Below are 22,290 nucleotides of genomic sequence, written 5' to 3'. Positions count from 1 at the left end.
CGGCAGCCTTGGTGTACGCCGGCCATCCTAGGTTGACGCTGCATGAGGTATATTTTCCCGATGTTCCAACGCCCCCTTCGGGGTTCTGGCGTGGCCTCGGGAGCTTCGCGGCCGGCGATGAAGGCCGGCCTGCCCCAAGCAGCAGAGGCACAGTTTTTCATACCAACCCGGACATTGATGGACCGCGCTTTTGCGAGTCCCTCGTCCATATACGAGCGCGCGCACACCCCGTGTTTACGAGCAGCGCGCGTGTGGAGTGATTTTAATGACAATGCGCATGTTGATCGACGCGCGCCACCAGGAAGAGACACGGGTGGCGGTCGTCAAAGGCAATCGGATCGAGGAATTTGATTTCGAGTCAGCCGAGCATAAGCAGCTCAAGGGGAATATCTATCTAGCCAAGGTCACTCGGGTCGAACCGTCGCTTCAGGCGGCGTTCGTCGATTACGGCGGCAATCGCCACGGTTTTCTGGCCTTCAGCGAAATCCATCCCGATTATTACCAGATCCCCAAGGAGGACCGCGAGGCTCTGCTCCGCGAGGAGGCCGAGCACGCCGCCGAGGAAGCCGCGTTGCGCGCCGCCGAGGACAATGACGACGGCGGCTACGAGCACAGGGACGAGGTCGAGGAAGTCGCCGACTCCCACGGCCATGATGAGGATGAGGGGGAGGACGACGAGGCCGCGCCCGCCGCGCCCGAGGAAGCCGAGAGCGCGAGCGAGGAGAATGCCGCCGAGACGCTCCGCAAGAAGCGCCAGGCGCTTCGCCGCCGCTACAAGATCCAGGATGTCATCCGCCGCCGTCAGGTGCTGCTCGTCCAGGTCGTCAAGGAGGAGCGGGGCAACAAGGGCGCCGCGCTGACCACCTATCTCAGCCTCGCCGGCCGCTATTGCGTGCTGATGCCGAACACGTCGCATGGCGGCGGGATCAGTCGCAAGATCTCGAACGGGGCCGACCGCAAGCGCCTCAAGGCGATCATGGCCGATCTCAATCTGCCTTCGACGATGGGCTGCATCGTGCGCACCGCCGGGCTCTCGCGCACCAAGACCGAGATCAAGCGCGACTTCGATTATCTCGCCCGGCTGTGGGACGAGATCAGGGAGCGCACGCTCAAATCGTCTGCGCCGGCGCTGATCTATGGCGACAGCGACCTGATCAAGCGCGCGATCCGCGACATCTACAATCGCGACATCGACGAAGTCATCGTCGAGGGCGAAGAAGGGTTCCGCGCGGCGCGCTCGTTCATGAAGCTGCTGATGCCGAGCCACGTGCGGCGCGTGCAGGGCTATGCCGATCCGGTGCCGTTGTTCCAGCGCTTCGGCGTCGAGGACCAGCTTGCCGGCATGTATCAGCCGATCGTCCAGCTGAAGTCGGGCGGTTACCTGGTGATCAACCCGACCGAGGCCTTGGTCTCGATCGACATCAACTCCGGCCGCTCGACGCGCGAGCACAATATCGAGCAGACGGCCTATGCGACCAACATCGAGGCGGCGCACGAGATAGCGCGCCAGCTGCGGCTTCGCGACATGGCCGGGCTGGTCGTGATCGACTTCATCGACATGGAAGCGAACGGCCATATCCGCAAGGTCGAGAGGGCGATGAAGGACGCGCTCAAGAACGATCGCGCGCGCATCCAGGTCGGCCGTATCTCGTCGTTCGGGCTGATGGAGATGAGCCGCCAGCGCTTGCGCACCGGCGTGCTCGAGGCCTCGACCAAGCCTTGTCCGCATTGCGAAGGCTCCGGGCTGATGCGCACCGCTTCTTCGGCGGGGCTGTCGGCGCTGCGCATGCTCGAGGACGAGGCTGCGCGCGGGCGCGGCAGCCGCATCATCCTGCGCGCCGGCCGCGAGGCCGCGGTCTACGTGCTCAATCGCAAGCGCCGCGAGATCGCCGAAGTCGAGGAGCGTTACGGCGTCCTCGTCGAGGTGCTGATCGATGAATCGCTCGAAGGCGCGAAGATGAGCGTCGAGGCGGTCGGCCCGCCGCCGGTGCAGCGGCCGCGCATCGCGGCTCCCCAGCCGGCGATCGTCGACGAGGAAGACCTGCTCGACGAGGAGGATTTCGACGAGGAAGACTATGACGAGGTCGAGCTCGAGGACGAAGACGCGGTAAGCGACGAGAGGGACGACGAGCCCAAGCCGCGCGAGCGGGAGGGCGGCGAGGAGCGGCCTGCCCGACCGCGGGCCGATGATGGCGAGGGCGAGCACGGCCGCAAGCGGCGCCGACGCCGCGGCCGCCGCGGTGGCCGCAGAAGGGGCCGCGAGGAGGGCGAATTCGAGCATGGTGATCAGCCGGCGCATGCCGACGAGCAGCATGACGAAGCGGTCGCCGACGACGCCGCGCCGGTCGAGGCTGAACAAGACCAGGAGCCGCGGGTGGAAGCGGCTCCCGCCGAGGAAGGCGAAGCCCGCAAGGGCCGCCGCCGCCCGCGTGCACGCCGCAAGGACGCCGGTGAAGCTTCGCCTGGCGATGCCGTCGTGGCCGATGCTCCGCTGACGGCCGAGGCAGCGGCCGATGTTCCCGCGGCCGAAGCCGTCGCGGAAAGCGCGACGCCCGCCGGCGACGATACGCCTGCCAAGCCCCGGCGCGGGCGGCGCAAGGCCGCGGCCGAGCCGGTCGCGACGGCCGATGCAGAGCCGGCGGCTCCGACGCCGGTGGCCGCGAACGACGAGGCTGAAGCCGTGAAACCGGCGCGCCGCAGGGGCCGTGCCAAAGCGGCGCCCGCGCTCGACGCCCCTGCGGAAACTTCGGCAGAGCCCGAACCGTCGGCCGAAGCGGCAGCCCCATCCCGTGCGGTTCCGTCCTCGCCGCCGCCGGCGCCCGAAGGGCCGGTGCTCGATCGCTTTCCCGACCGCGAGGAGGCTCCGGTGACCGCCGATGTCGGCGGCCAGCGAGATGCCGGCGGCGCGCGCGACGAGAGCGACGAGGGCGCGAGCGACGGCACGCCCCGGCGCGGCTGGTGGCAGCGTACATTCGGCGCCTGAACGATCGAGAAAACGGGGTGCGGCGATGCGCCGCGCCCCTTTTTCATCAGGCGTTCAGCTGTCGGCAGGGATAGGTCAGCATGGCCGAGAGCAACCGACCGCAGCGCAGGTACATCGGGTCCGTAGCCGCTTTCGCAATTCGGCTGGCGATGCTGGTCGTCCTCGGCTTCGGGCTCGTCGCGAGGCCGGCGATGGCGCAGGCGATCCTGCGCGATGCCGAGACCGAAGCCCTGTTCCAGGAAATGTCGCGGCCGATCTTCGAGGCCGCCGGCATGCGCCCGGAGAATGTCCAGATCGTGCTGATCAACGACAGGACGATCAATGCCTTCGTCGCGGGCGGGCAGGTCATCTACCTCCATTCGGGGCTGATCACCGCCGCCGACAATGTCAACGAGGTCCAGGGGGTGATCGCGCACGAGCTCGGTCACATCACCGGCGGCCACGTCATCCGCATGAATGAGGGCGTCAAGGCCGCGACCGGGATCATGCTGCTGTCGCTTTTGCTTGGGGCGGCGGCGATGGCGGCGGGCAGCGGCGATGCCGGCATGGGCATATTGGCCGCGGGCCAGCAGGCCGCGATGGGCAAGTTCCTGGCGTTCAGCAGGGTTCAGGAATCGAGCGCCGACCTCGCCGGGGCGGGCTTTCTCGAAAAGGCCGGGATCAGCGGCAAGGGAAGCTTGTCGTTCTTCAAGAAGCTGCAGAACCAGGAGTTCCGGCTCGCGATCCCGCAGGAGGACAGCTATGCCAGGACGCACCCTCTGTCGGGCGAGCGAATAGCGGTCCTCGAGGGCATCTACCCCAAATCGCCGGCCTGGAACACGCGGATCGATCCGAAGCTCGAGGAGAAGTTCGAGCTGGTCAAGGCGAAGCTTGCCGGTTTCGTCGATGACCCGCGCCAGACGATGGTGAAATATCCGGAGCGCGACCACAGTCTCGCGGCCCGCTATGCGCGCGCTTATGCGTGGCACAAGAGCGCTTACCCGGCCAAAGCCAATGAGGAGGTCGCGAGCCTCGTGCGCGAGCGGCCGGATAATCCCTTCTTCCTCGAGCTTAAGGGCCAGATCCTGCTCGAATCGGGCAAGCCGAACGAGGCGCTCGAATCGCTGCGCCGCGCGGTGGCGCTCGCGCCCAATCAGCCGTTGATCGCATCGCTGCTCGGGCATGCGCTGATCGCGACGGAGGATGAGAATAATTTCGCCGAGGCGAAGAAGGTTCTGCGCGCCGCGGTCGGGCGCGACAACAGCAATCCGTTCGCCTGGTATCAGCTCGGCATCGTCTACGATCACGAGGGAGATCTCGCCCGCGCCGCGCTCGCCACCGCCGAGCGCTACAATCTCTTAGGCCAGCCGCGGCTGGCGATGGCGAGCGCCGAGCGCGCGCTGGTCGAGATACCCAAGGGGACGCCCGACTGGCTGCGTGCGCAGGACATTGCGATGGTTTCGCGCACCGCGGTCGAGAAGGACAAGAAGAAGTGAGCGACGAGCCCGGTTCGCGCGAACCTGCCCCGAGATTCAAACGCGCCGCAAATTTCAGACGGGGGCGGGTAATCGCGCTGATTGCGATCGTCGTCGCGATCGGTGCGATCGCATTGGCCGCTACTCGCAGCGGCCTGCACTATGCCGACGGCGGCGTTTCCGCCGATCCCGATCGCGCTCGGATCGAGCAGATCGTCCACGACTATATCCTCGCGCACCCCGAGATCATCCCCGAGGCGGTGAAGCGCCTGCACGAGGGCGAGGCCGCCAAGGCGGTCGACGCGCAGCGTGCCCGTTTCGAGACTCCGTTTGCGGGAGCCTGGGCCGGCGCGGAAAACGGCGATGTCGTGCTCGTCGAGTTCTTCGATTATGCCTGCGGCTTCTGCCGCACGGCGCATCCCGACATCGCCCGCCTGCTCGAGGAAGACAAGGCGCTCAAGGTGGTGTGGCGCGAGCTTCCGGTGCTCGGCGAGGACAGCGTTGCCGCCGCGCAGGCCAGTCTCGCGGCCGCGAAGCAAGGGCGTTTCCGCGCGTTCCACGATCGTCTGTTCGCGGCCGGGCGGCCCGATGCGGCCGCGGTCGCCGCGGCGCGGCAGGCGGCGGGCGTGACCGCCGCGCCGTCGCCCGAGTTCCAGCGCGAGATCGAGCAGAATTATGCGCTGGCGCGCGCGATCAACGCGAGCGGGACGCCCACCTTCGTGATCGGCGACCGGGTCATCCAGGGCGCGGTCGGCTACCAGGCGCTCAAGGACGCCATCGCCGAGGCGCGGAAGAAGACATAATCCTGCGACGGGCAGGGTAGCGGAAGGATGCTGCAAGCGGTTGGCCCACGCCACCGCACTCCGCCGATCTAGCGGTGGCCGTCCTCCGGCTGCCGCGGCGCAACGCCCTTGAACCCTTGCGCGACCACATACCATTCGGACGAGCCCTTGCGGCTGGCTGGTGGCTTGGCGTGCTTGACCGTGGTGAAATTGCGCTTGAGCTCGGCGACCAGCGCGGCATCGGCGCCGCCGGCCAGCACCTTGGCGACGAACGCGCCGCCCGGCCGCAGCATCTCGGTCGCGAACAGCAGCCCGGCCTCGACCAGGCCCATCGTTCGCAAATGGTCGGTCTGCGGATGGCCGACGGTATTGGCCGCCATGTCGGAGAGAATGAGGTCGGCGGGGCCGCCCAGCGCCTCGGCGAGCTTTGCCGGAGCGTCCTCGGCCATGAAATCCATCTGCAGGATCGTCGCGCCCTCGATCGGGTCGGTGGGCAGCAGGTCGATGCCGACCACCTGCGCCTGCGGCAGCCGTTGCCGCACCACCTGGGTCCAACCGCCCGGCGCGATGCCGAGGTCGATGACGCGCCTGGCGCCCTTGAGAAAGCCGAAACGCTCATCGAGCTCGATCAATTTGTACGCGGCGCGCGAGCGATAGCCTTCGGCCTTGGCGCGCTTGACATATGGGTCGTTGAGCTGGCGCTCGAGCCAGCGGGTGGAACCGACCTTGCGGCCCTTGGCGGTCTTGACTCGCGTTCGCAGGCCGGAGTTTTTCATACTGCTCATGTCGGATGGCCGTCGCGCGCCATCAAGGAGCGCAATATGCCTTCCCTGATCCCGCGGTCGGCGACGCCGAGCGTCTTGGCCGGCCAGATGTCCATGATCGCCTCGAGGATCGCGCAGCCGGCGACGACGAGGTCGGCACGCTCGCCGCCGATGCAGGGCAGCTCGGCGCGCTCGGCGGCGGACATGCGCGACAGCATCTGGCTGATGTCGCGCATCGCCTCGGCCGAGACCATCAGCCCGTCGACCGCGCGCCGATCGTAGCTCGGCAGCGCGAGGTGGACGCTGGCGAGCGTCGTCACCGTGCCGCTGGTCCCCATCAGCCGGATATTCTCCTTGGTCGCCGGAAGCTGCTCGGCGAAGCGGCGGAACGAATGGCGCGCGCGCTCGCGCATCCGCAGATAGGCGGCGACCCTTTCGTCGGGATCGGCAAAGTCGCGGCCCTCGCTTTCGGTCAGCGACACCACCCCCCACGGCGCGCTCCACCAGCTCTTGATCTTCGGCGTGGTGCCGTCGGTGTCGATCACCACCAGCTCGGTCGATCCGCCGCCGATGTCAAAGATCAGCGCCGGCCCATCTCCGGGCTCGAGCAGCCGGTGGCAGCCGAGCATCGCCAGCCGGGCCTCTTCCTCGGTCGAGATGATGTCGAGCGCGATGCCGGTCTCGCGCTGCACGCGGTCGACGAACTCGCGGCCGTTCGCCGCGCGGCGGCAGGCTTCGGTCGCGACCGAGCGCGCGAGCGAGACCCGCCGCCGGCGCAGCTTGTCGGCGCACACGCTCAGCGCGGCGAGCGCGCGGTCCATCGCCGCGTCGCTGATCTTGCCGCTCATCGCAAGCCCCTCGCCGAGCCGCACGACCCTCGAGAAGGCGTCGACCACGACGAAGCCATCCTCCGCTGGACGGGCGACGAGCAAACGGCAATTGTTGGTGCCGAGATCGAGCGCGCCATAGGTGTGGTTGGGCGGCTGCCGCTTGCGCGGATTCCGGGCCGCATCGGGCCGCCGGGAATCCGGCGGGGGCGGCACATTGGCGGCATTCTGCGCCATGGCCATGCACTCTTATATTTTGCTGCGGGAGGCTGTTGCCGCCCTGACTTGGGGCCAAGCTACAGCGGCCGCCGCATTTCAGCAAGGCCGGCGCCGTTGACAGCTTCCGGGCCACTGCCTATCTCCCGCGACCTCGCTGCCCCGTCGTCTAATGGTAAGACTACGGACTCTGAATCCGTCAATCGAGGTTCGAATCCTCGCGGGGCATCCAGCCATCTCGTTTATCGCTTGCCCCTGTTCGCGCGGCACAATCGGCGCTTTCGTCCGGCACAAGGTCAGGGCAGGGCGCGTTGAGCAGCTTCGAGGCCTGGATGCGCAAGATGTGTGTGGTGATGATCGCGGCGACGGCGGGGTGTGCCGCGCCGACGACGACGAGCGCGACGCAAAGCGTATCGGTCCCGGCGCAGCAGGCGCCGGCGGACTATGATCTCGCCGCGCAGCGGGCGAAGATCGTTCGCATCGACATGAACCCGGACACCAGCTTCCTCAACGCCGAGGAACGCCAGGTCGTGAACCACCTGATCCGGGCGGCGGAGCTGATGAGCCAGATCTATCTGCGCCAGGTCCACGCCGAAAATCCGCGGCTGATCGCCGAGATCGCCGCAAGCGACGATCCGCGCAAGGCGGCGCTGCTCGACATGGTCGAGCTTCATTTCGGGCTGTGGAACACGCTCGCCGAGAACCGTCCATTCTACGGCAATCGGCCACTCCCTCCAGGCGCGGGCTTCTACCCGGCGGACCTGACCCGCGAGGAGCTCGACGCCTATCTCGCGGCGCATCCCGAGCAAAGGCAGGCGCTGCTCAGCCCCTATACGGTCGTGAAACGGCAAGGCGACCGGCTCGTCGCAATTCCGTACAGCCAGGAATATCGGAAGTGGCTCGTCCCAGCGGCGGCGGCGCTGCGCAAGGCCGCGGCGACGACCAGCAATGCCAGCCTGAAGAGGTTCCTCAGCCTTCGCGCCGACGCCTTCCTCAACGACGATTATTACCAGTCCGAGCTCGCCTGGATGGATGTCGAGGGAACGCCGATCGAGGTCGCGATCGGCCCCTACGAAGTCTATACCGATCGCCTCTACGGCGCGAAGACCGCGTTCGAGGCGTTCGTCACGCTCCGGGATCCCAAGCAGAGCGCCGATCTCGCGCGCTACAAGCAGCATCTGCGCGACATGGAGGCCAACCTCCCGGTCGAGGAACGCTACAAGAATTTCCAGCGCGGCTTCGCCTCGCCGATCCTGGTCGCCGAGCAGGTCCACGGCGGCGGCGACAATGTCCCCGGCGTGCAGACGGTGGCATTCAACCTTCCCAACGACGAGCGCGTGCGCGAGGCGAAGGGCGCGAAGAAGGTGATCCTCGCGAACGTGCTCGGCGCGAAATATGATCGCATTCTGGCGCCAATGGCCTCGCTGATCCTCGTCCCCGAGCAGGCACGCCTCGTGACCCGCAAATATATGACGATGGAAACCTTGTTCCACGAACTGTCGCATAGCCTCGGGCCGGGCTCGATCACCATCGAAGGCCGGCGAACGAGCGTCGACAAGGAGCTCAAGGAGCAGGGTTCGGCGCTCGAGGAAGGCAAAGCCGACGTGATGGGGGTGTGGAACCTTCTCTACATGATGCGCCGGGGCGAGTTTCCGCAAAGCGAGAAGCCCGAGCTGTTCGCGACCTATCTGGCGGGGCTGTTCCGGGCGATGCGCTTCGGCATCGACGAGGCGCACGGCCGCGGCGCCGCGGCGCAATATTCCTATCTCAAGGAAAGAGGCGCTTTCGCCTGGGATGCGCGGGCGCGGCGCTTCCGGATCGATAACAGCCGCATGGAGGCGGCGGTGCGCGACCTGGTCGGCGATATCGTCCGCCTCCAGGGCAAGGGCGATTACGCCGGCGCCAAGGCGTTCCTCGATCGTCATGCGCGGCTGGACGACGAGGCGCACGCGGTGCTTGGCGCGATGACCCACATCCCGGTCGACATCCAGCCGCGCTACCCGGACAGCCTCTAACCGCGATTTTTCGTTTTCGCGGCGGAACGGGAAGCGTAGGTTCGCGCTGAGGCAGGGCAGCTCAGCGCACCCGCGGATGGCGCCGCCGCATGCCACGCCAGCTCCGGAATTGAAGGACCACCATGACTGAAGCGAAACACCCGCTGGATTTGCCGATCGACCTTCAGGAGGCGCTCGACGCGACCGTTGCCGATGTCTCCGCCTATCAGGGGCAAGGAGTGTTGCCGTCCTATCTCCCTTCCTTGACGCAGGTGAATCCGCGCAAGCTTGGGATCGCGGTCGCGCTTGGCGATGGCCGCACCTTTGCCGCCGGAGACGCCGACGAGGCCTTCTCGATCCAGAGCATCTCGAACGTCTTCTCATTGTCGCTCGCGCTTCAGCATGTCGGCGGCTCGCTCTGGAACCATGTCGGCAAGGAAGCGTCCGGCTCGGCGGTCAACTCGGTCGTCCAGCTCGAGCTCGAAAAGGGCAAGCCGCGCAACCCGCTGATCAACGCCGGGGCGATGGTCGTGGACGATCAGCTGATCGGGCATGACAGTCCCGATGTCGCGGTCAACGAATTGATGGAATTCCTGCGCGAGCGGTGCGGCGACTGTACGGTCGAGATCGACCAGAGCGTCGCGATATCGGAATCGCAGGGCGGTTCGCTCAACCGCAGCCTGGCTCATTACATGGCCGCATTCAACAACCTCAGCCACCCGGTCGAGGACGTCGTCTCGGTCTATTTCCGCCAATGCGCGATCGCGATGACCTGCCGCCAGCTCGCCAAGGCGGCGCTCTATCTCGCATTCGACGGCACCGATCCGCTGACCGGCGATCAGATCCTGCTTGCCAGCCGCGCCCGCCGTATTCTGGCGCTGATGGTCACCTGCGGCCATTATGACAACAGCGGCGACTTTGCGTTCCGCATCGGCTTGCCCGGCAAGAGCGGCGTGAGCGGCGGGATTCTCGCGATCGTGCCGCGAGTCGGCGCGATCGCGGCCTGGTCGCCGGGCTTGAACAGCGCCGGCACCTCGCTGACCGGATCGATCATGCTGGAAAAACTGGTCGAGCGAACGGGCTGGTCGATCTTCGCATGACCGATGCTGAAACGGCGTTGCTGCTGGCCCGGTGCCAGTTCGCATTCACCGTCAGCTTTCACTTCATCTTCCCGGCTTTCTCCATCGGACTCGCGAGCTATCTTGCGGTGCTCGAGGCCTTATGGCTCAAGACCGGCAACGCCGCCTTCCTCAACCTCTTCCGCTACTGGCTGAAGATCTTCGCGATCGCCTTCGCGATGGGCGTCGTCTCCGGCATCGTCATGTCCTATCAGTTCGGCACCAACTGGTCGGTCTTCTCCGATCGCGCCGGGCCGATCATCGGGCCGCTGATGGCCTACGAGGTGCTGACCGCCTTTTTCCTCGAGGCCGGCTTCCTCGGCGTGATGCTGTTCGGCATGGAAAGGGTGGGCAAAGGGCTGCATTTCGCCGCCACCTTGATGGTGGCGCTCGGCACCGTCATTTCGGCCTTCTGGATCCTGTCGGTTAACAGCTGGATGCACACGCCGACCGGATGGGCGATCAACGGCCAGGGCCAGTTCGTGCCCGCCGGAAGCTGGCTCGCGATCATCTTCAACCCGAGCTTTCCCTATCGTCTCGTCCACACGGTGATCGCCGCTTATCTCACGACCGCGCTGGTGGTCGGCGGGGTCGGCGCCTGGCATCTGCTGCGCCGCCGCGACGGCCCTGAGATCCGCATCATGTTCTCGATGGCGATGTGGATGGCGGCGGTGGTCGCGCCGCTGCAGATCGTCGCTGGCGACCTGCACGGCCTCAACACGCTCGAGCATCAGCCCGCGAAGGTCATGGCGATGGAGGGTCATTATGATTCCTATCCCGACGGCGCGCCGTTGATCCTGATCGGCCTTCCCGATCCCGACGCCGAGCGAACCCGCGTGCTGCTCGAAATCCCGAAATTGTCCTCGCTCATCCTCCACCACGACGCGAACGCGCCTGTGGCCGGGCTCAAGACCATCGCGCGCGAAGACAGGCCTCCGGTCGAGATCGTCTTCTGGTCGTTCCGCATCATGGTCGGGCTTGGTCTGCTGATGTTCGCGCTGGGGCTCGCGAGCCTGACCGCACGGCTTTTCGGGCGTCTCTATGACTGGCGCGTGCTGCATCGTTTCGCGCTGGTGATGGGGCCGGCGGGTTTCGTCGCCGTGATTGCCGGCTGGGTCACCACCGAAGTCGGCCGCCAGCCCTGGGTGATCTACCATCTGCTGCGCACCGAGGATGCGGTTTCGCCGATCGCGAGCCCGGGAGTGGGCGGTTCGCTGATCGCTTTCGTGCTCGTCTATTTCGCGGTGTTTTCGGCAGGCACGCTCTACATCTTGCGGCTGATGGCCCATCCGCCGCACGCCGGCGAGCCCGGCGAGGCGAGCGCGCCGATCCGCACCGCCGGCATCACCCCGTCGCCGGCACTGCGCGGGCTTCCTCCCGGCCCGGAGACGGACGGGCCGGAGACAGACGGGCCAGAGACAGACGAGAAGGAGCGGTGATGGACCTCACGATCATCTGGGCCGTCATCATCGCCTTCGCGGTCGCCGCTTATGTCGTGATGGACGGCTTCGATCTCGGCATCGGCATCCTCTTCCCGTTGCTGCCGGTCGGCAAGCAAAGAGACAAGGCGATGAACGCCATCGCGCCGGTGTGGGACGGCAACGAGACCTGGCTGGTGCTCGGCGGCGGCGGGCTGCTCGCGGCCTTTCCACTGGCTTATGCGATCATCCTGCCGGCACTCTATGCGCCGCTGACGGCGATGCTGCTCGCGCTGATCTTCCGAGGGGTCGCCTTCGAATTCCGCTGGCGCGACGCGCGTCACCGCCGCTTCTGGGACGCCGGCTTTTTCGGCGGATCGATTGCCGCGACCTTCGCCCAAGGCGTCACTTTAGGGGCATTGATCGAAGGCATCGAGGTTTCGGGGCGCGGCTACGGCGGCGGCTGGTGGGATTGGCTGAGCGGCTTCAGCCTGCTGACCGGCGCAAGCCTGGTGGCCGGCTATGCCTTGCTCGGCGCCTGCTGGCTGATCTTGAAGACCGAAGGGCCGCTGCAGCTTCGGGCGCGGCGGTTCGCGCGGGGGCTGCTGCCGGCCTTGCTGGGCGCGATCGCTCTGGTCAGCCTAGCAACCCCGTTCGTCGAGCGCAAATATTTCGAGCGCTGGTTCGACTGGCCGGGAATGATCGTGACCATCCCGATGCCGCTGCTCGTTGTGCTGACGGCGCTTGCGGCGTGGCGGAGCCTTGGGCGAGGTGCCGATGCCGCGCCGTTCCTGTGGGCGCTCGGCCTGTTCGCGCTGAGCTTCGTCGGGCTGGGAATTTCGATCTGGCCGGACGTGATCCCGGGCCGGGTCTCGATCTGGCAAGCCGCGGCGCCGTACCAGAGCCAGCTCTTCCTGCTGATCGGCGCAGCGGCGCTGATCCCGCTGATCCTTGCCTACACCGCCTGGTCCTATTGGGTGTTTCGCGGCAAGGTCGGCGAGCAGGGCTACCATTAGGCAGACGATGGGCGACGCTGCGCCTGGCCCATTGTGGAAGCGTCTGGCCTGGTTCGCCGGCCTGTGGGCGGGCGGCGTCGCGGCGGTCGCGGCGATCGCATTCCTGCTCCGGCTGTGGATCGGCTGACACGCTGCCACGGCGTCTTTAACGAAGCATAACAATTTATTGAGCTAAACAGTTAGAATTGCTAATCACTTCCGGGGGACATGTGAACGAGCAATTTACCCAGCAGATGGCGTCGCGGCTGGACTCGGTTTCCGCCAAGCTGGTTCGCGTCGTGCGGCGCGACCAGGGCAGCGACCTGATCAGCCCACCGCGGCTCGCTGCGCTCGCGGCGATCGTCCGTGCCGGGCCGCTTTCACTGAGCGCGCTCGCCGCCGCCGAGCAGGTGCGGGCACCAACCATGTCGCGGGTCGTCGAAGAGCTCGTGCAGGAGGGGCTGGTGCTCCGCGAGACCGTGCCCGCCGATCGTCGCAGCGTTCGGATCAGCGCGACCGACGCTGGCAGGTCGTTGCTCGAGCGCGCGGGCAAGCAGCGTGTGGGAGCGCTGACCAAGCGTCTGGACACGCTCGCCGAAAGCGAGAAGCGCGCGCTGCTGCGCGCCGTCGAGCTGCTCGAACGGCTCACCCGCGCCGGCTAGCAGCCGCCCTTGTTGCGCCGCAATATCATCGCTATAGGGCGCGGCTTATCTCGACATCAGGACGAATTGAAATGAGCCTCCGCAACGTGGCGATCATCGCGCACGTCGATCACGGCAAGACGACGCTCGTCGACCAGCTGTTTCGTCAATCCGGTACGTTCCGCGACAACCAGAGGGTCGAGGAGCGGGCGATGGATTCGAACGACCTCGAGAAGGAGCGCGGGATCACCATCCTCGCGAAATGCACCTCGGTCGAATGGCAGGGAACGCATATCAACATCGTCGATACCCCGGGCCACGCCGATTTCGGCGCCGAGGTCGAGCGCATCCTGTCGATGGTCGATGGCGTGATCCTGCTCGTCGACGCCGCCGAAGGGCCGATGCCGCAGACCAAGTTCGTCACCGGCAAGGCGCTCGCGCTTGGCCTCAAGCCGATCGTCGTCGTCAACAAGATCGACCGTCCCGACGGCCGCCCGTCAGAGGTGCTCGACGAGGTGTTCGAGCTGTTCCTGAGCCTCGAAGCCAATGACGAGCAACTCGATTTCCCGACCCTCTACGCAAGCGGCCGCGGCGGCTTTGCCGGCCTGACCCAGGATGTCCGCGAAGGCGATCTGAACCCTTTGTTTGAGACGATCGTCAAGCACGTGCCGGCTCCGGAGGCCGATCCCGACGGGCCGTTCAAGATGCTCGCCACACTGCTCGATCGCGACAATTTCGTCGGCCGCGTGCTGACCGGCCGCATCGCCTCTGGCAAGCTCACGCTCAACATGCCGATCAAGGCGATCGACGACGAAGGCAATATCGTCGAGGAAGGCCGCGCCACCAAGATCATGGCGTTTCGCGGCCTCGAGCGCGTGCCGGTCGACCAGGCCGGGGCAGGGGACATCGTCGCGATCGCGGGCCTGACCAAGGCCACCGTTTCCAACTCGATCGTCGAGCCCGCGGTGACCGAGCCGCTTCACGCGGCGAAGATCGATCCGCCGACCCTGGCGATGACCTTCACCGTCAACGATTCCCCAATGGCCGGCCGCGAAGGGTCCAAGGTCACCAGCCGCATGATCCGCGACCGGCTCGAGCGCGAAGCGGAAGGCAATGTCTCGATCAAGATCACCGAGAGCGCCGAAAAGGACGCTTTCGAGGTCGCGGGCCGCGGCGAGCTTCAGCTCGGCGTGCTGATCGAGACGATGCGCCGCGAGGGCTTCGAGCTGACCATCAGCCGCCCGCGCGTGCTGTTCAAGGACGGCCCCAACGGCCGCGAGGAGCCGTACGAGCAGGTCGTCATCGACGTCGACGAGGAGCATTCGGGCACGGTCGTCGAAAAGATGGCCCAACGCAAAGCCGAGCTGACGGACATGCGGCCGTCGGGCGGCGGCAAGACCCGCATCACCTTCTCCGGGCCGTCGCGCGGCCTGATCGGCTACCACGGCGAATTCCTGTCGGATACGCGCGGCACCGGGCTCATGAACCGGATGTTCGAACGCTACGGCCCGTATAAAGGCAAGATCGAGGGCCGGCAGAACGGCGTCCTCATCTCCAACGGCTCGGGCGAGACGGTCACCTACGCGCTGGGGCCGCTCGAGGCGCGCGGCGTCCTCATGGTCGGTCCGCAGGAGCCGGTCTACGAAGGCATGATCATCGGCGAGAATGCCAAGCCCGAAGATCTCGACGTCAATCCGATGAAGTCGAAGCAGCTGACCAACTTCCGCGCTTCGGGCGGCAAGGACGATGCGATCCGGCTGACTCCGCCCAAGCGCCTGACCCTGGAGCAGGCGATCGCCTACATCCAGGACGATGAGCTGGTCGAAGTCACGCCCAAGTCGATCCGGCTGCGCAAGCGCCACCTCGACCCGCACGAGCGCAAGAAGGCGAGCCGCTCGGCCGCTACCGGCTAAAGCGATCTCAAGTCAGGGGGAATCACCTGACGACTCGCAAATCACGGCGAACAAAAGAAATCAGCTCGATCCCGGTTCAATCAAACCGGCATCGAGTCTAGGATCGGCCCGCTCACTCGTGGTCGGCGATCAGCGCAACGGCCAGGTCATCAGGATCAACGGAACGCCGACCAGCACGACGAGCAAGGACAGTGGCGCGCCGAGCCGCGCGTAATCGCCGAAGCGATAGCCGCCGGGCCCCATCACCAGCGTATTGCACTGGTGGCCGATCGGCGTGAGGAAGTCCGAGCCCGCGCCGACCGCCACCGCCATCAGGAAGGCTTCGGGACGATAGCCGAGATTGCCGGCGAATTCCGCCGCGATCGGCGCCATGACCAGCACCGTCGCTGCATTGTTGAGGAACGGCGTCACCGCCATCGCCGCGACCAGGATCAGGGCGACCGCGCCCCACGCCGGCAGTACCGAGGCGGTTCCCGAGAGCCAGGTCGCGATCAGGTCGGTGCCGCCGGTGGTGCGCAGCGCATCCGAGACCGGGATCAGGCAGCCGATCATCACCAGGATCGGCCATTCGATATGGTCATAGGCTTCGCGCACCGGCAACGCGCCGGTGAGCATGATCAGCGCCGCCGCGCCGAAGAACGCCATCGCCACCGGCACGTAGCCGAGCGCGGTCAGCACCATCGCGCCGGCGAGAATGACGATCGGCACCAGCCCGCGTGTGCTCTTGCCGAAGCGCAACGTGCGTTCCGCGAGCGGCAGGCAGCCAAGGTCGCGCAGCCGTTCGGGCAAGGTATCGAGCTTGCCCTGAAGCACGATCACGTCGCCGGGCGAGAGGACGATGTCGCGCAGGCGCGAGACGATGCGCTGGCCGCTGCGCGACACGGCGAGCAGGTTGACCCCATGGCGGTCGTGCAGGACCATGCGGCCGGCGGCCTGGCCGACGAGCAGGGAATTGGCGCCGACGACGGCCTCGATCACCCCCATGTCGCCCGACGATGTTTCGGTGACCGCTGCGCGATGCTGGCCGGCAAGCTCGAGCCCGAGCTTGGCGATGGCCCGCTCCAGCGCCTCGGGCTCGCCCTCGAGCAGCAGCACGTCGCCGGTGTGGAGTTCGACGTCGGGCAGCGGCATTGCGCGGCTGTCGTCGGGCCGGTGGACCCCGGTGATCGCGATGTCGTCGTCGATGCGCGCCTTTAGCTCGGCGATGGTCATTCCATGCGCGGCCGAAGCTTCGGGAATCCGCGCTTCGGTCACATAGTCGCTGATGTCGAGCGCTTCGCCGAGGGTCGGTGCCGCCCGGCGGTCCGAGGGAAGCAGCCGATAGCCGAAGCGCAGGAATATCAGGCCGGTCAGCGCAAGCCCGAGCCCGACCGGGGCATAATCGAACATGCCGAACGGCTGGCCGGTCATTTCTTCGCGCACGCGCGAGACGATGATGTTCGGGGACGTGCCGACCAACGTGATGAGGCCGCCGAGCAATGATCCGAACGCCATCGGCATCAGGAAACAGGATGGCGAGGCATTCGACTTCTTGGCCATCTGGAAGGCCGCGGGCATCAGCATCGCCAGCGCGCCGATATTTTTGACCAGCGCCGACAGGAAGGTCACCGACGCGACCAGCAGGAAAATCTGCGAGCTCACCTTCGAGACGCCGCTCGATACGCGTGCCAGCGCGGCTTCGATCACGCCCGAGCGCGCGACTGCGGCGCTGACAACCAGCGCCGAAGCGACGATGATCACGATGTCATCCGAAAAGCCCGAAAAGGCATCGTCGGGAGACACGACGCCGACCGCCACCGCGGCGAGCAACGCGACGATCGCCACCAGATCGTACCGCAGCCGGCCCCAGATGAAGAGCAGCATCATTCCGGCGAGCACGCCGAATGCCAGCATCTGCTGGAGCGTCATGACGTTCGATCGCGGATTGGCGCGCCCTGCGGCCGAGCCGACAGGGTTGACCGCGCGTCAACCATCTTCGGCAATCCCTGCGCAAGCGACGACGCCGATACTCCCGGCCGACCTCCGGATGGGAACCAATAATGTCGGGCCGCAGCAAACTTGCACCAATCGGGCGGGCCGCCGCGCTTGTGGCGCTCGCCTGCTCGTCGCTCCTCCTCCAGGGCAATATCGGGCGAACGTCCAACCTCGAGCAAAGGCTGCTTGCCGCGCACAATCGCGAGCGCGACGCCGCCGGGATACCGACGCTCCGCTGGGACAAAGCGCTCGCGACGTCGGCTGCGGAATGGGGTGATTATCTCGTCCAAATCAACGACCTCGAACATTATCCCGACGATCCTCGCGATGCCGATCCGGAGGGGGAGAATTTGTGGCTCGGCACGCGCGGGCATTTCACCCCGGAGGACATGGTCGGAATGTGGATCGAGGAGAAGAAGCACTTCAAGCCTGGCGTCTTTCCCGCGAACAGCCGCACCGGCGACCTCGAGGATGTCGGCCATTACACGCAGCTGATGTGGCGTTCGACGGGCAGCGTCGGCTGCGCGGTGACCGAAAACAAGGACTATGAGTTCCTGGTCTGCCGGTACCTCGAAGGCGGCAACGTCATCGGCGAACGCCCGTTCTGATCGCCCGCGTGGGGGGCGGACCGCGCATGCGATGATGCTCAGCCCGCTGTCGCCACGCTTTCCACTTCGTTGGCCTCGGCATCGCAGGTGACGCCTTCATCGCCGCTCGCGGCGATATTCTCGTACAGCTCCGCGCGCCGTGCATCGAGCTGCTTGCCGAGCTCGTCGAGGTCGATGCGCTTGTCGCGGTGCGCCTGCTTGGCGTCCTCGAACATGTCCTCGTCTTCCTCGTCGACGTGGTGCATCGTCACTTCGCCAAGCACGTGCACCTTGGTCTTGAACAATTCCTCGGTGCCATTGAGCTGCTCGAGCTCGGCGACGATCAGCTTGCCCGACTGATGCTCGACGATGCCTTCGTTGACCTCTTCATCGCCCAGGATCGGCTTGAGCGCGGGATAGAGCAATTCCTCCTCGATCGTCATGTGGACGCCGAGCCGCATGCACAGCTCGCGCGCCACCCCAATCAGCTCATCGCCCTCGGCTTCCTCGGCGCGATCGAACAATTGGCGGAAGATGAGATGCTCCTCCTTCAACAGCGAGATCGCCAGCGGATCGTCCTTTGCGACGACATGTGGCTCCGCTTTGCCCCGTTCGACATATTTGCCCATCTTGCCGGTCCTTTTTGTGCGATGTCGTTTCGCGGTGAACGGCGCTCGGCGACGGCAGTTCCTTGCGTTCGTACAAAGACATAGGACGCTGCGCCGGGCATCCGCAGCTTTCGGCCTTGGGCGCGATCGTCCGGCTAGGGAGCAACCCCATCGGTGGTGCGCCGCGATGGTCCGCCCGGATCGGCGCCGTCGCCATCGCGCGTGACGGTGGCGGTGACGGCGACATCCATCGTGACGTTGCCGACGGTGCGAAAGATGTCGGGGATCGTCTCGACTGCGATCAGCAGCGCGAGCGGCTCGATCGGCACGCCGATCGCAAGCGCGATCGGTGCGATCGAGGTGATGAAGCTCACCTGCCCCGGAAGGCTCACCGCGCCCATCGTGGTGATCGCCGCCGCCGCAATGCCGGTGGCGATCTGCACCGGGCCGAGCGCGATGCCGTACCAATGCGCGACGTAGAGCACGACCGCGAGATTCATCGCCGGTCCGGTCGCGCGGAACAAGGCGACCGCGAGCGGCAGCACGACGCCCGCCGCATTGACCGAGATCCCCAGGCGTTCCGCGGCGGCAAGCATCGGCGGCAGCGAGGCGAGCGAGCTTTGCGTGCTGACCGCGACCGCCTGCGCCGGCGCCACGGCGCGGGCGAAGACGGCGAACCGAACCCCGCCCGCAAAACGCGCGAGCGGGTAGGCGAGCAGCCACACGACAATGCCGATCGCCGACACCACCACGACATAATGGATCAAAGCGCCGACCGCGCCGGCGCCGGCGCGCGCGCCGACGACCAACGCCAGCGCGAACACACCAAGCGGCGCGATCCACAAGACCCACCCGATCAGGACCAGCATCGCGTCCGCCACGGCCGAAAAGAAGGCGGTGAGCTGCTTGCGCGGCTCGGGCGGTAGGCGAGTCACCGCGAAGCCGAACAAGGTGGTGAACAGGATCAACGGCAGGATCGCATCATTCGCTGCCGCCGCGACCGGGTTGCTCGGCACGATCGAACGGAGAAATTCGCTGACCGGCGGAACCGTCCCGACCGGCGCGTGTGTTGCGCCAAGCGCGGCGCGCAACGCTTCGGCGCCGGCCGCGGGAAGCGGCCACAGCTCCAGGATCAGCGGCAGCAGCAATGCGGCGAGGATCGACGAGGTCCACAGGATGATCAGGAACAGGATCAGCGCGCGCCCGGCGAGCCGCCCCGCGCGCGCGGCCTCGGCGGTCGCCGCTATGCCGGTGATCAGCAAGGCGACCACCAGCGGGATGATCGTCATCCGCAGCGCGTCGAGCCACAGGCCGCCGACCGGCTCCGCGAGCGCGATCAGCCTCGCGGTGAAGGCACCGCCGGCAGCCGCCGTGCTGGCGATGCCGAGGGCGATGCCGAGCATCAGAGCAAGCAGGACGCGGGCGGGCTGCGACATGCTCTCGGCTTAGCCCGCCCGGCGCCGCATAGAAAGCGGGCCGTGGTCGAGCCGGAATGAGCGCCGCCGGGCTGTGCCACTTGCCAATCCTGCTCTTTTATAGGATCAATCCGAACCGGCCTGGTTAGGGAGCAGGAAATTGATCACGCGCATCCGTGAGGTCAGGCGGGCCAGGAACCTGACGTTGCAGGACGTGGCGGAGCGCTGCGCCCCGCCGACCACCCCGCAGACGATCGGCAGGCTCGAGACGGGGACCCGCACCGTGTCGGTCGGCTGGCTCAACCGTATCGCCGCCGCGCTGCAGGTCGAGGCGGGCGATCTGGTCACGTTCCCGCAGAGCGAGGACCTGCCTGTCGTCGCTTTGCTCGATCACGAGGGCGCCCACGCGCCTCGCCGCGATGCGGTGGCGCTCGCGCCGCGCGTGGCACCTGGCCTGGTCGCAATCCAGGTCGCATCGGGGATCGGCGACTATCGCAACGGCGACGAGATCTGGTGCGAGCGGCTCGAGCCGGAGGAGTTCGGGGCGGCGCTGAACCGCGACGTGCTGCTGCCGCGGCCGGCCGGGCGCTTTCTGTTCGGCCGCCTGATCGGGCGCGAGCAGGGCAGGCTCCACATCCTGCCTCTGGGCTCGGGACAGCGGCAGATGGTGATCGCGGATCCGCCGTGGGGTGCGGTGGCGGTCAGGCTGATCCGCACCCTTTGAAAGCATTGCGCCCCTCTGTCGGGCGAAGGCTGCTCCCTCACGCCGTCATTCGGCAGCCGCCCTGATATGCCATTCGGGCGCCTGTTCGAGGCCGCGCAGCCGCTCCTCCTCGACGAACATGAAGTCGCGCGTGATCGGAATGGCGTCCCGCCGGCGCAGATACTGGACCTGGAAATTGACCATCCCGCCATAAGTGAAGGCGGCCTCGGCGCCGGCGAGATAGAATTGCCACATCCGGAAGAAGCGGCGGTCGTAGAGCTCGACGATCTCCTGCTCGGCGGCGAGCGTGCGGAAGTACCATTCCTTGAGCGTGTGCGCATAATGGTAGCGCAAGGTCTCGACATCCGCGACGATCAGCTTGTTGCGCTCGGCTTCCTTCACGATCTCGGACAGGGCCGGAATGTAGCCGCCGGGGAAGATATATTTGCGTGTCCATTTGTCGGTCGTGCCCGGCGGGCTGACACGACCGCAGCAGTGGGAAAGCATGACCCCGTCAGGCGCGAGCAGGTCGTGGCATTTGGCGAAGAAGCCGGGGTAGTGCGGCGTGCCGAGATGCTCGATCAGACCGACGTTGGTGATGCGGTCGAACGGCCCGACGACGTCGCGATAGTCCATCAGCTCGAATTTGACCCGGTCCGCCACGCCCGCCTCGGCGGCGCGCTCGTTGGCGAAGGCGATCTGGTCCGGGGCCAGCGCGACTCCGACCACGTCGACATCGTAGTGGCGGTGAAGATAGAGCGCGAGCCCGCCCCAGCCGCAGCCGATGTCGAGCACACGCATGCCCGGCTTGAGGTTCAGCTTGGCGGCGATATGCGCTTTCTTGTCGAGCTGCGCCTGCTCGAGGCTGTCGCCCGTGTCGCGATAGTAAGCGCAGGTATATTGCCGGTCCTCGTCGAGGAACAGTTCATAGAGGCGGCGCGTGAGATTGTAGGTATGCTCGGCATTGCGGCGCGAGCGCGTCTTCCAATTGATCTGATCGACCTTGCCCGCAAGCGCGCGCGCCGCCTGGCGCAGCAGGCCCTTGGGCTTGAGGACGCCCTGGCTCTCCCACGGCGCATTGTAGCGCGCAAGCAGGATCAGGTCGCGGATGTCGCCCTGCTCGACGACGAGTCGGCCGTCCATATAGGCCTCGCCGGCGCCGACTCGCGGATCGGACGCGATCGCGAGGGCAGCACCGCGGTCGGTCAGTCGGACCTTGATCGGCTCCCATCCCGGCTCGGCAGCACCGTAACGGTACTCCTTGCCGTCATGATCGGTGACCGTGAGTTCGCCTCGCTTGACGAGACGGCGGAGCATTTTGTCGAGGAGCCACATCAGCGAAACAATAACAAAGGTTCGTTCGAGCGCAACCGAAACGGTATGATCGGTTGTCGGCGCCGCCAGGCAGAGTTGAACTGCCGCTGCCGGGCGACCTTCAAGTGACCGATACGAACAATCGGCCGGGCAGGATTTCGAAGCTTGGATCGAATTCGGAATAATTGCAGGTCAGCTCTTCATGCGCCGCGATCGCGATGCGCGTGAAGCCGGAATCGGCATCGGAAAAATTGGTGTTGGGCGCGGTCGAATGGTTCATGAAGCGGCCGTTGTCGAGTTCGACGATCGTCATGCTGGGGTCGTGCGGATAGGGATAGCCGTAGCGCTCGACGAAAGCCTGATGAATTTCGGGAAGCGCCGCGATGTCGTCCTTCGAAAGCAGACGGTCGAGCGACGCATCGAGCTGCCAGATCAAAGTCCCTGCCGGGATGTCTTCCGCGGCGAATACGCCGACGCCTTCGATTCGAGACGGGGCGACATAGGTTGGGATCAGCAGCATAGGCGCAATTACTTCCCTGTGAGGACAATGTGCCTGTGGAACAAAGGCCGGTTCGAGCGCGAAC

General features: G+C 66.3%; 19 protein-coding genes and 1 tRNA gene. 13 read left to right on the top strand and 7 right to left on the bottom strand.

Features of this window, described 5'->3' with window-relative positions; all coding sequences use genetic code 11:
* Positions 1-277: 277 nt before the first annotated feature.
* The 3 genes from V6M48_RS09785 to V6M48_RS09775 all read left to right on the top strand — a co-directional run bounded on the left by V6M48_RS09785 (position 278) and on the right by V6M48_RS09775 (position 5,240).
* The gene (locus tag V6M48_RS09785) at positions 278-2,983 is read left to right on the top strand and encodes an Rne/Rng family ribonuclease (RefSeq protein ID WP_332812348.1); all 2,706 of its coding nucleotides are present in this window, start codon (positions 278-280) and stop codon (positions 2,981-2,983) included.
* Between the two features lie 80 nt (positions 2,984-3,063).
* Positions 3,064-4,458, top strand: a complete 1,395-nt coding sequence (locus V6M48_RS09780; protein WP_443019077.1) for a M48 family metalloprotease — start codon at positions 3,064-3,066, stop codon at positions 4,456-4,458.
* Positions 4,459-4,571: 113 nt separating this feature from the next.
* Positions 4,572-5,240: a DsbA family protein gene (locus tag V6M48_RS09775; RefSeq protein ID WP_332812347.1), complete on the top strand. Its 669-nt coding sequence runs from the start codon at positions 4,572-4,574 to the stop codon at positions 5,238-5,240.
* A 68-nt stretch (positions 5,241-5,308) separates the two neighbouring features.
* Here the strand turns inward: V6M48_RS09775 and V6M48_RS09770 are convergent, their stop codons facing one another.
* Together V6M48_RS09770 and V6M48_RS09765 are read right to left on the bottom strand one after the other, a co-directional pair.
* The gene (locus tag V6M48_RS09770) at positions 5,309-5,995 is read right to left on the bottom strand and encodes an RlmE family RNA methyltransferase (protein ID WP_332812397.1); all 687 of its coding nucleotides are present in this window, start codon (positions 5,993-5,995) and stop codon (positions 5,309-5,311) included.
* A gap of 5 nt (positions 5,996-6,000) precedes the next feature.
* A complete protein-coding gene (locus V6M48_RS09765) occupies positions 6,001-7,047 on the bottom strand; it encodes a Ppx/GppA phosphatase family protein (protein ID WP_332812346.1) in 1,047 nt (348 codons plus the stop codon).
* 137 nt (positions 7,048-7,184) lie between these two features.
* On the opposite strand from V6M48_RS09765, the gene V6M48_RS09760 reads away from it, so the two are divergent.
* The 8 genes from V6M48_RS09760 (at position 7,185) to typA (ending at position 15,105) form a co-directional block, all read left to right on the top strand.
* Positions 7,185-7,258 (top strand) — tRNA-Gln (locus tag V6M48_RS09760).
* A 79-nt stretch (positions 7,259-7,337) separates the two neighbouring features.
* Positions 7,338-9,041, top strand: coding sequence for a dipeptidyl-peptidase 3 family protein (locus tag V6M48_RS09755; protein ID WP_332812345.1), 1,704 nt, complete (start codon positions 7,338-7,340; stop codon positions 9,039-9,041).
* A 122-nt stretch (positions 9,042-9,163) separates the two neighbouring features.
* Positions 9,164-10,120: a glutaminase gene (locus tag V6M48_RS09750; RefSeq protein WP_332812344.1), complete on the top strand. Its 957-nt coding sequence runs from the start codon at positions 9,164-9,166 to the stop codon at positions 10,118-10,120.
* Positions 10,117-11,577 (top strand): cytochrome ubiquinol oxidase subunit I, encoded by a 1,461-nt coding sequence (locus V6M48_RS09745; protein WP_332812343.1) that lies wholly within the window; start codon positions 10,117-10,119, stop codon positions 11,575-11,577. The genes V6M48_RS09750 and V6M48_RS09745 overlap by 4 nt, the downstream gene beginning before the upstream one ends.
* Complete coding sequence (cydB, locus tag V6M48_RS09740) at positions 11,577-12,572, top strand: cytochrome d ubiquinol oxidase subunit II (protein WP_332812342.1); 996 nt, start codon at positions 11,577-11,579, stop codon at positions 12,570-12,572. Before V6M48_RS09745 ends, cydB begins: the two co-directional genes overlap by 1 nt.
* 7 nt (positions 12,573-12,579) lie before the next feature.
* The gene (locus tag V6M48_RS09735; RefSeq protein WP_332812341.1) at positions 12,580-12,699 is read left to right on the top strand and encodes a DUF2474 family protein; all 120 of its coding nucleotides are present in this window, start codon (positions 12,580-12,582) and stop codon (positions 12,697-12,699) included.
* Positions 12,700-12,781: 82 nt separating this feature from the next.
* Positions 12,782-13,213: a MarR family winged helix-turn-helix transcriptional regulator gene (locus V6M48_RS09730; RefSeq protein ID WP_332812340.1), complete on the top strand. Its 432-nt coding sequence runs from the start codon at positions 12,782-12,784 to the stop codon at positions 13,211-13,213.
* Positions 13,214-13,284: 71 nt separating this feature from the next.
* Complete coding sequence (typA, locus tag V6M48_RS09725; protein WP_332812339.1) at positions 13,285-15,105, top strand: translational GTPase TypA; 1,821 nt, start codon at positions 13,285-13,287, stop codon at positions 15,103-15,105.
* Positions 15,106-15,234: 129 nt separating this feature from the next.
* On the opposite strand, the gene V6M48_RS09720 is transcribed toward typA, so the two are convergent.
* Positions 15,235-17,013, bottom strand: coding sequence for an SLC13 family permease (locus tag V6M48_RS09720; protein WP_332812338.1), 1,779 nt, complete (start codon positions 17,011-17,013; stop codon positions 15,235-15,237).
* Positions 17,014-17,144: 131 nt separating this feature from the next.
* On the opposite strand from V6M48_RS09720, the gene V6M48_RS09715 reads away from it, so the two are divergent.
* On the top strand, positions 17,145-17,687 hold the full coding sequence (locus tag V6M48_RS09715) for a CAP domain-containing protein (protein WP_332812337.1): 543 nt from the start codon (positions 17,145-17,147) through the stop codon (positions 17,685-17,687).
* Positions 17,688-17,725: 38 nt separating this feature from the next.
* On the opposite strand, the gene V6M48_RS09710 is transcribed toward V6M48_RS09715, so the two are convergent.
* The gene (locus V6M48_RS09710; RefSeq protein ID WP_332812336.1) at positions 17,726-18,295 is read right to left on the bottom strand and encodes a hemerythrin domain-containing protein; all 570 of its coding nucleotides are present in this window, start codon (positions 18,293-18,295) and stop codon (positions 17,726-17,728) included.
* A gap of 134 nt (positions 18,296-18,429) precedes the next feature.
* Positions 18,430-19,710, bottom strand: coding sequence for a dicarboxylate/amino acid:cation symporter (locus V6M48_RS09705; protein ID WP_332812335.1), 1,281 nt, complete (start codon positions 19,708-19,710; stop codon positions 18,430-18,432).
* A 139-nt stretch (positions 19,711-19,849) separates the two neighbouring features.
* On the opposite strand from V6M48_RS09705, the gene V6M48_RS09700 reads away from it, so the two are divergent.
* Positions 19,850-20,413 (top strand): helix-turn-helix domain-containing protein, encoded by a 564-nt coding sequence (locus V6M48_RS09700; RefSeq protein WP_332812334.1) that lies wholly within the window; start codon positions 19,850-19,852, stop codon positions 20,411-20,413.
* 45 nt (positions 20,414-20,458) lie between these two features.
* Here V6M48_RS09700 and V6M48_RS09695 read toward each other — a convergent pair whose 3' ends face one another.
* Both V6M48_RS09695 and V6M48_RS09690 read right to left on the bottom strand, forming a co-directional pair.
* On the bottom strand, positions 20,459-21,727 hold the full coding sequence (locus V6M48_RS09695) for a cyclopropane-fatty-acyl-phospholipid synthase family protein (protein ID WP_332812333.1): 1,269 nt from the start codon (positions 21,725-21,727) through the stop codon (positions 20,459-20,461).
* Between the two features lie 100 nt (positions 21,728-21,827).
* Entirely contained in the window at positions 21,828-22,226 is a 399-nt protein-coding gene (locus V6M48_RS09690) for an SET domain-containing protein (protein WP_332812332.1), read from the bottom strand.
* Positions 22,227-22,290 lie beyond the last annotated feature (64 nt).

It is taken from the genome of Sphingomonas sp., assembly GCF_036677245.1.
Lineage (GTDB): Bacteria > Pseudomonadota > Alphaproteobacteria > Sphingomonadales > Sphingomonadaceae > Allosphingosinicella.
This window is presented reverse-complemented; position numbering and strand designations above follow the sequence as displayed.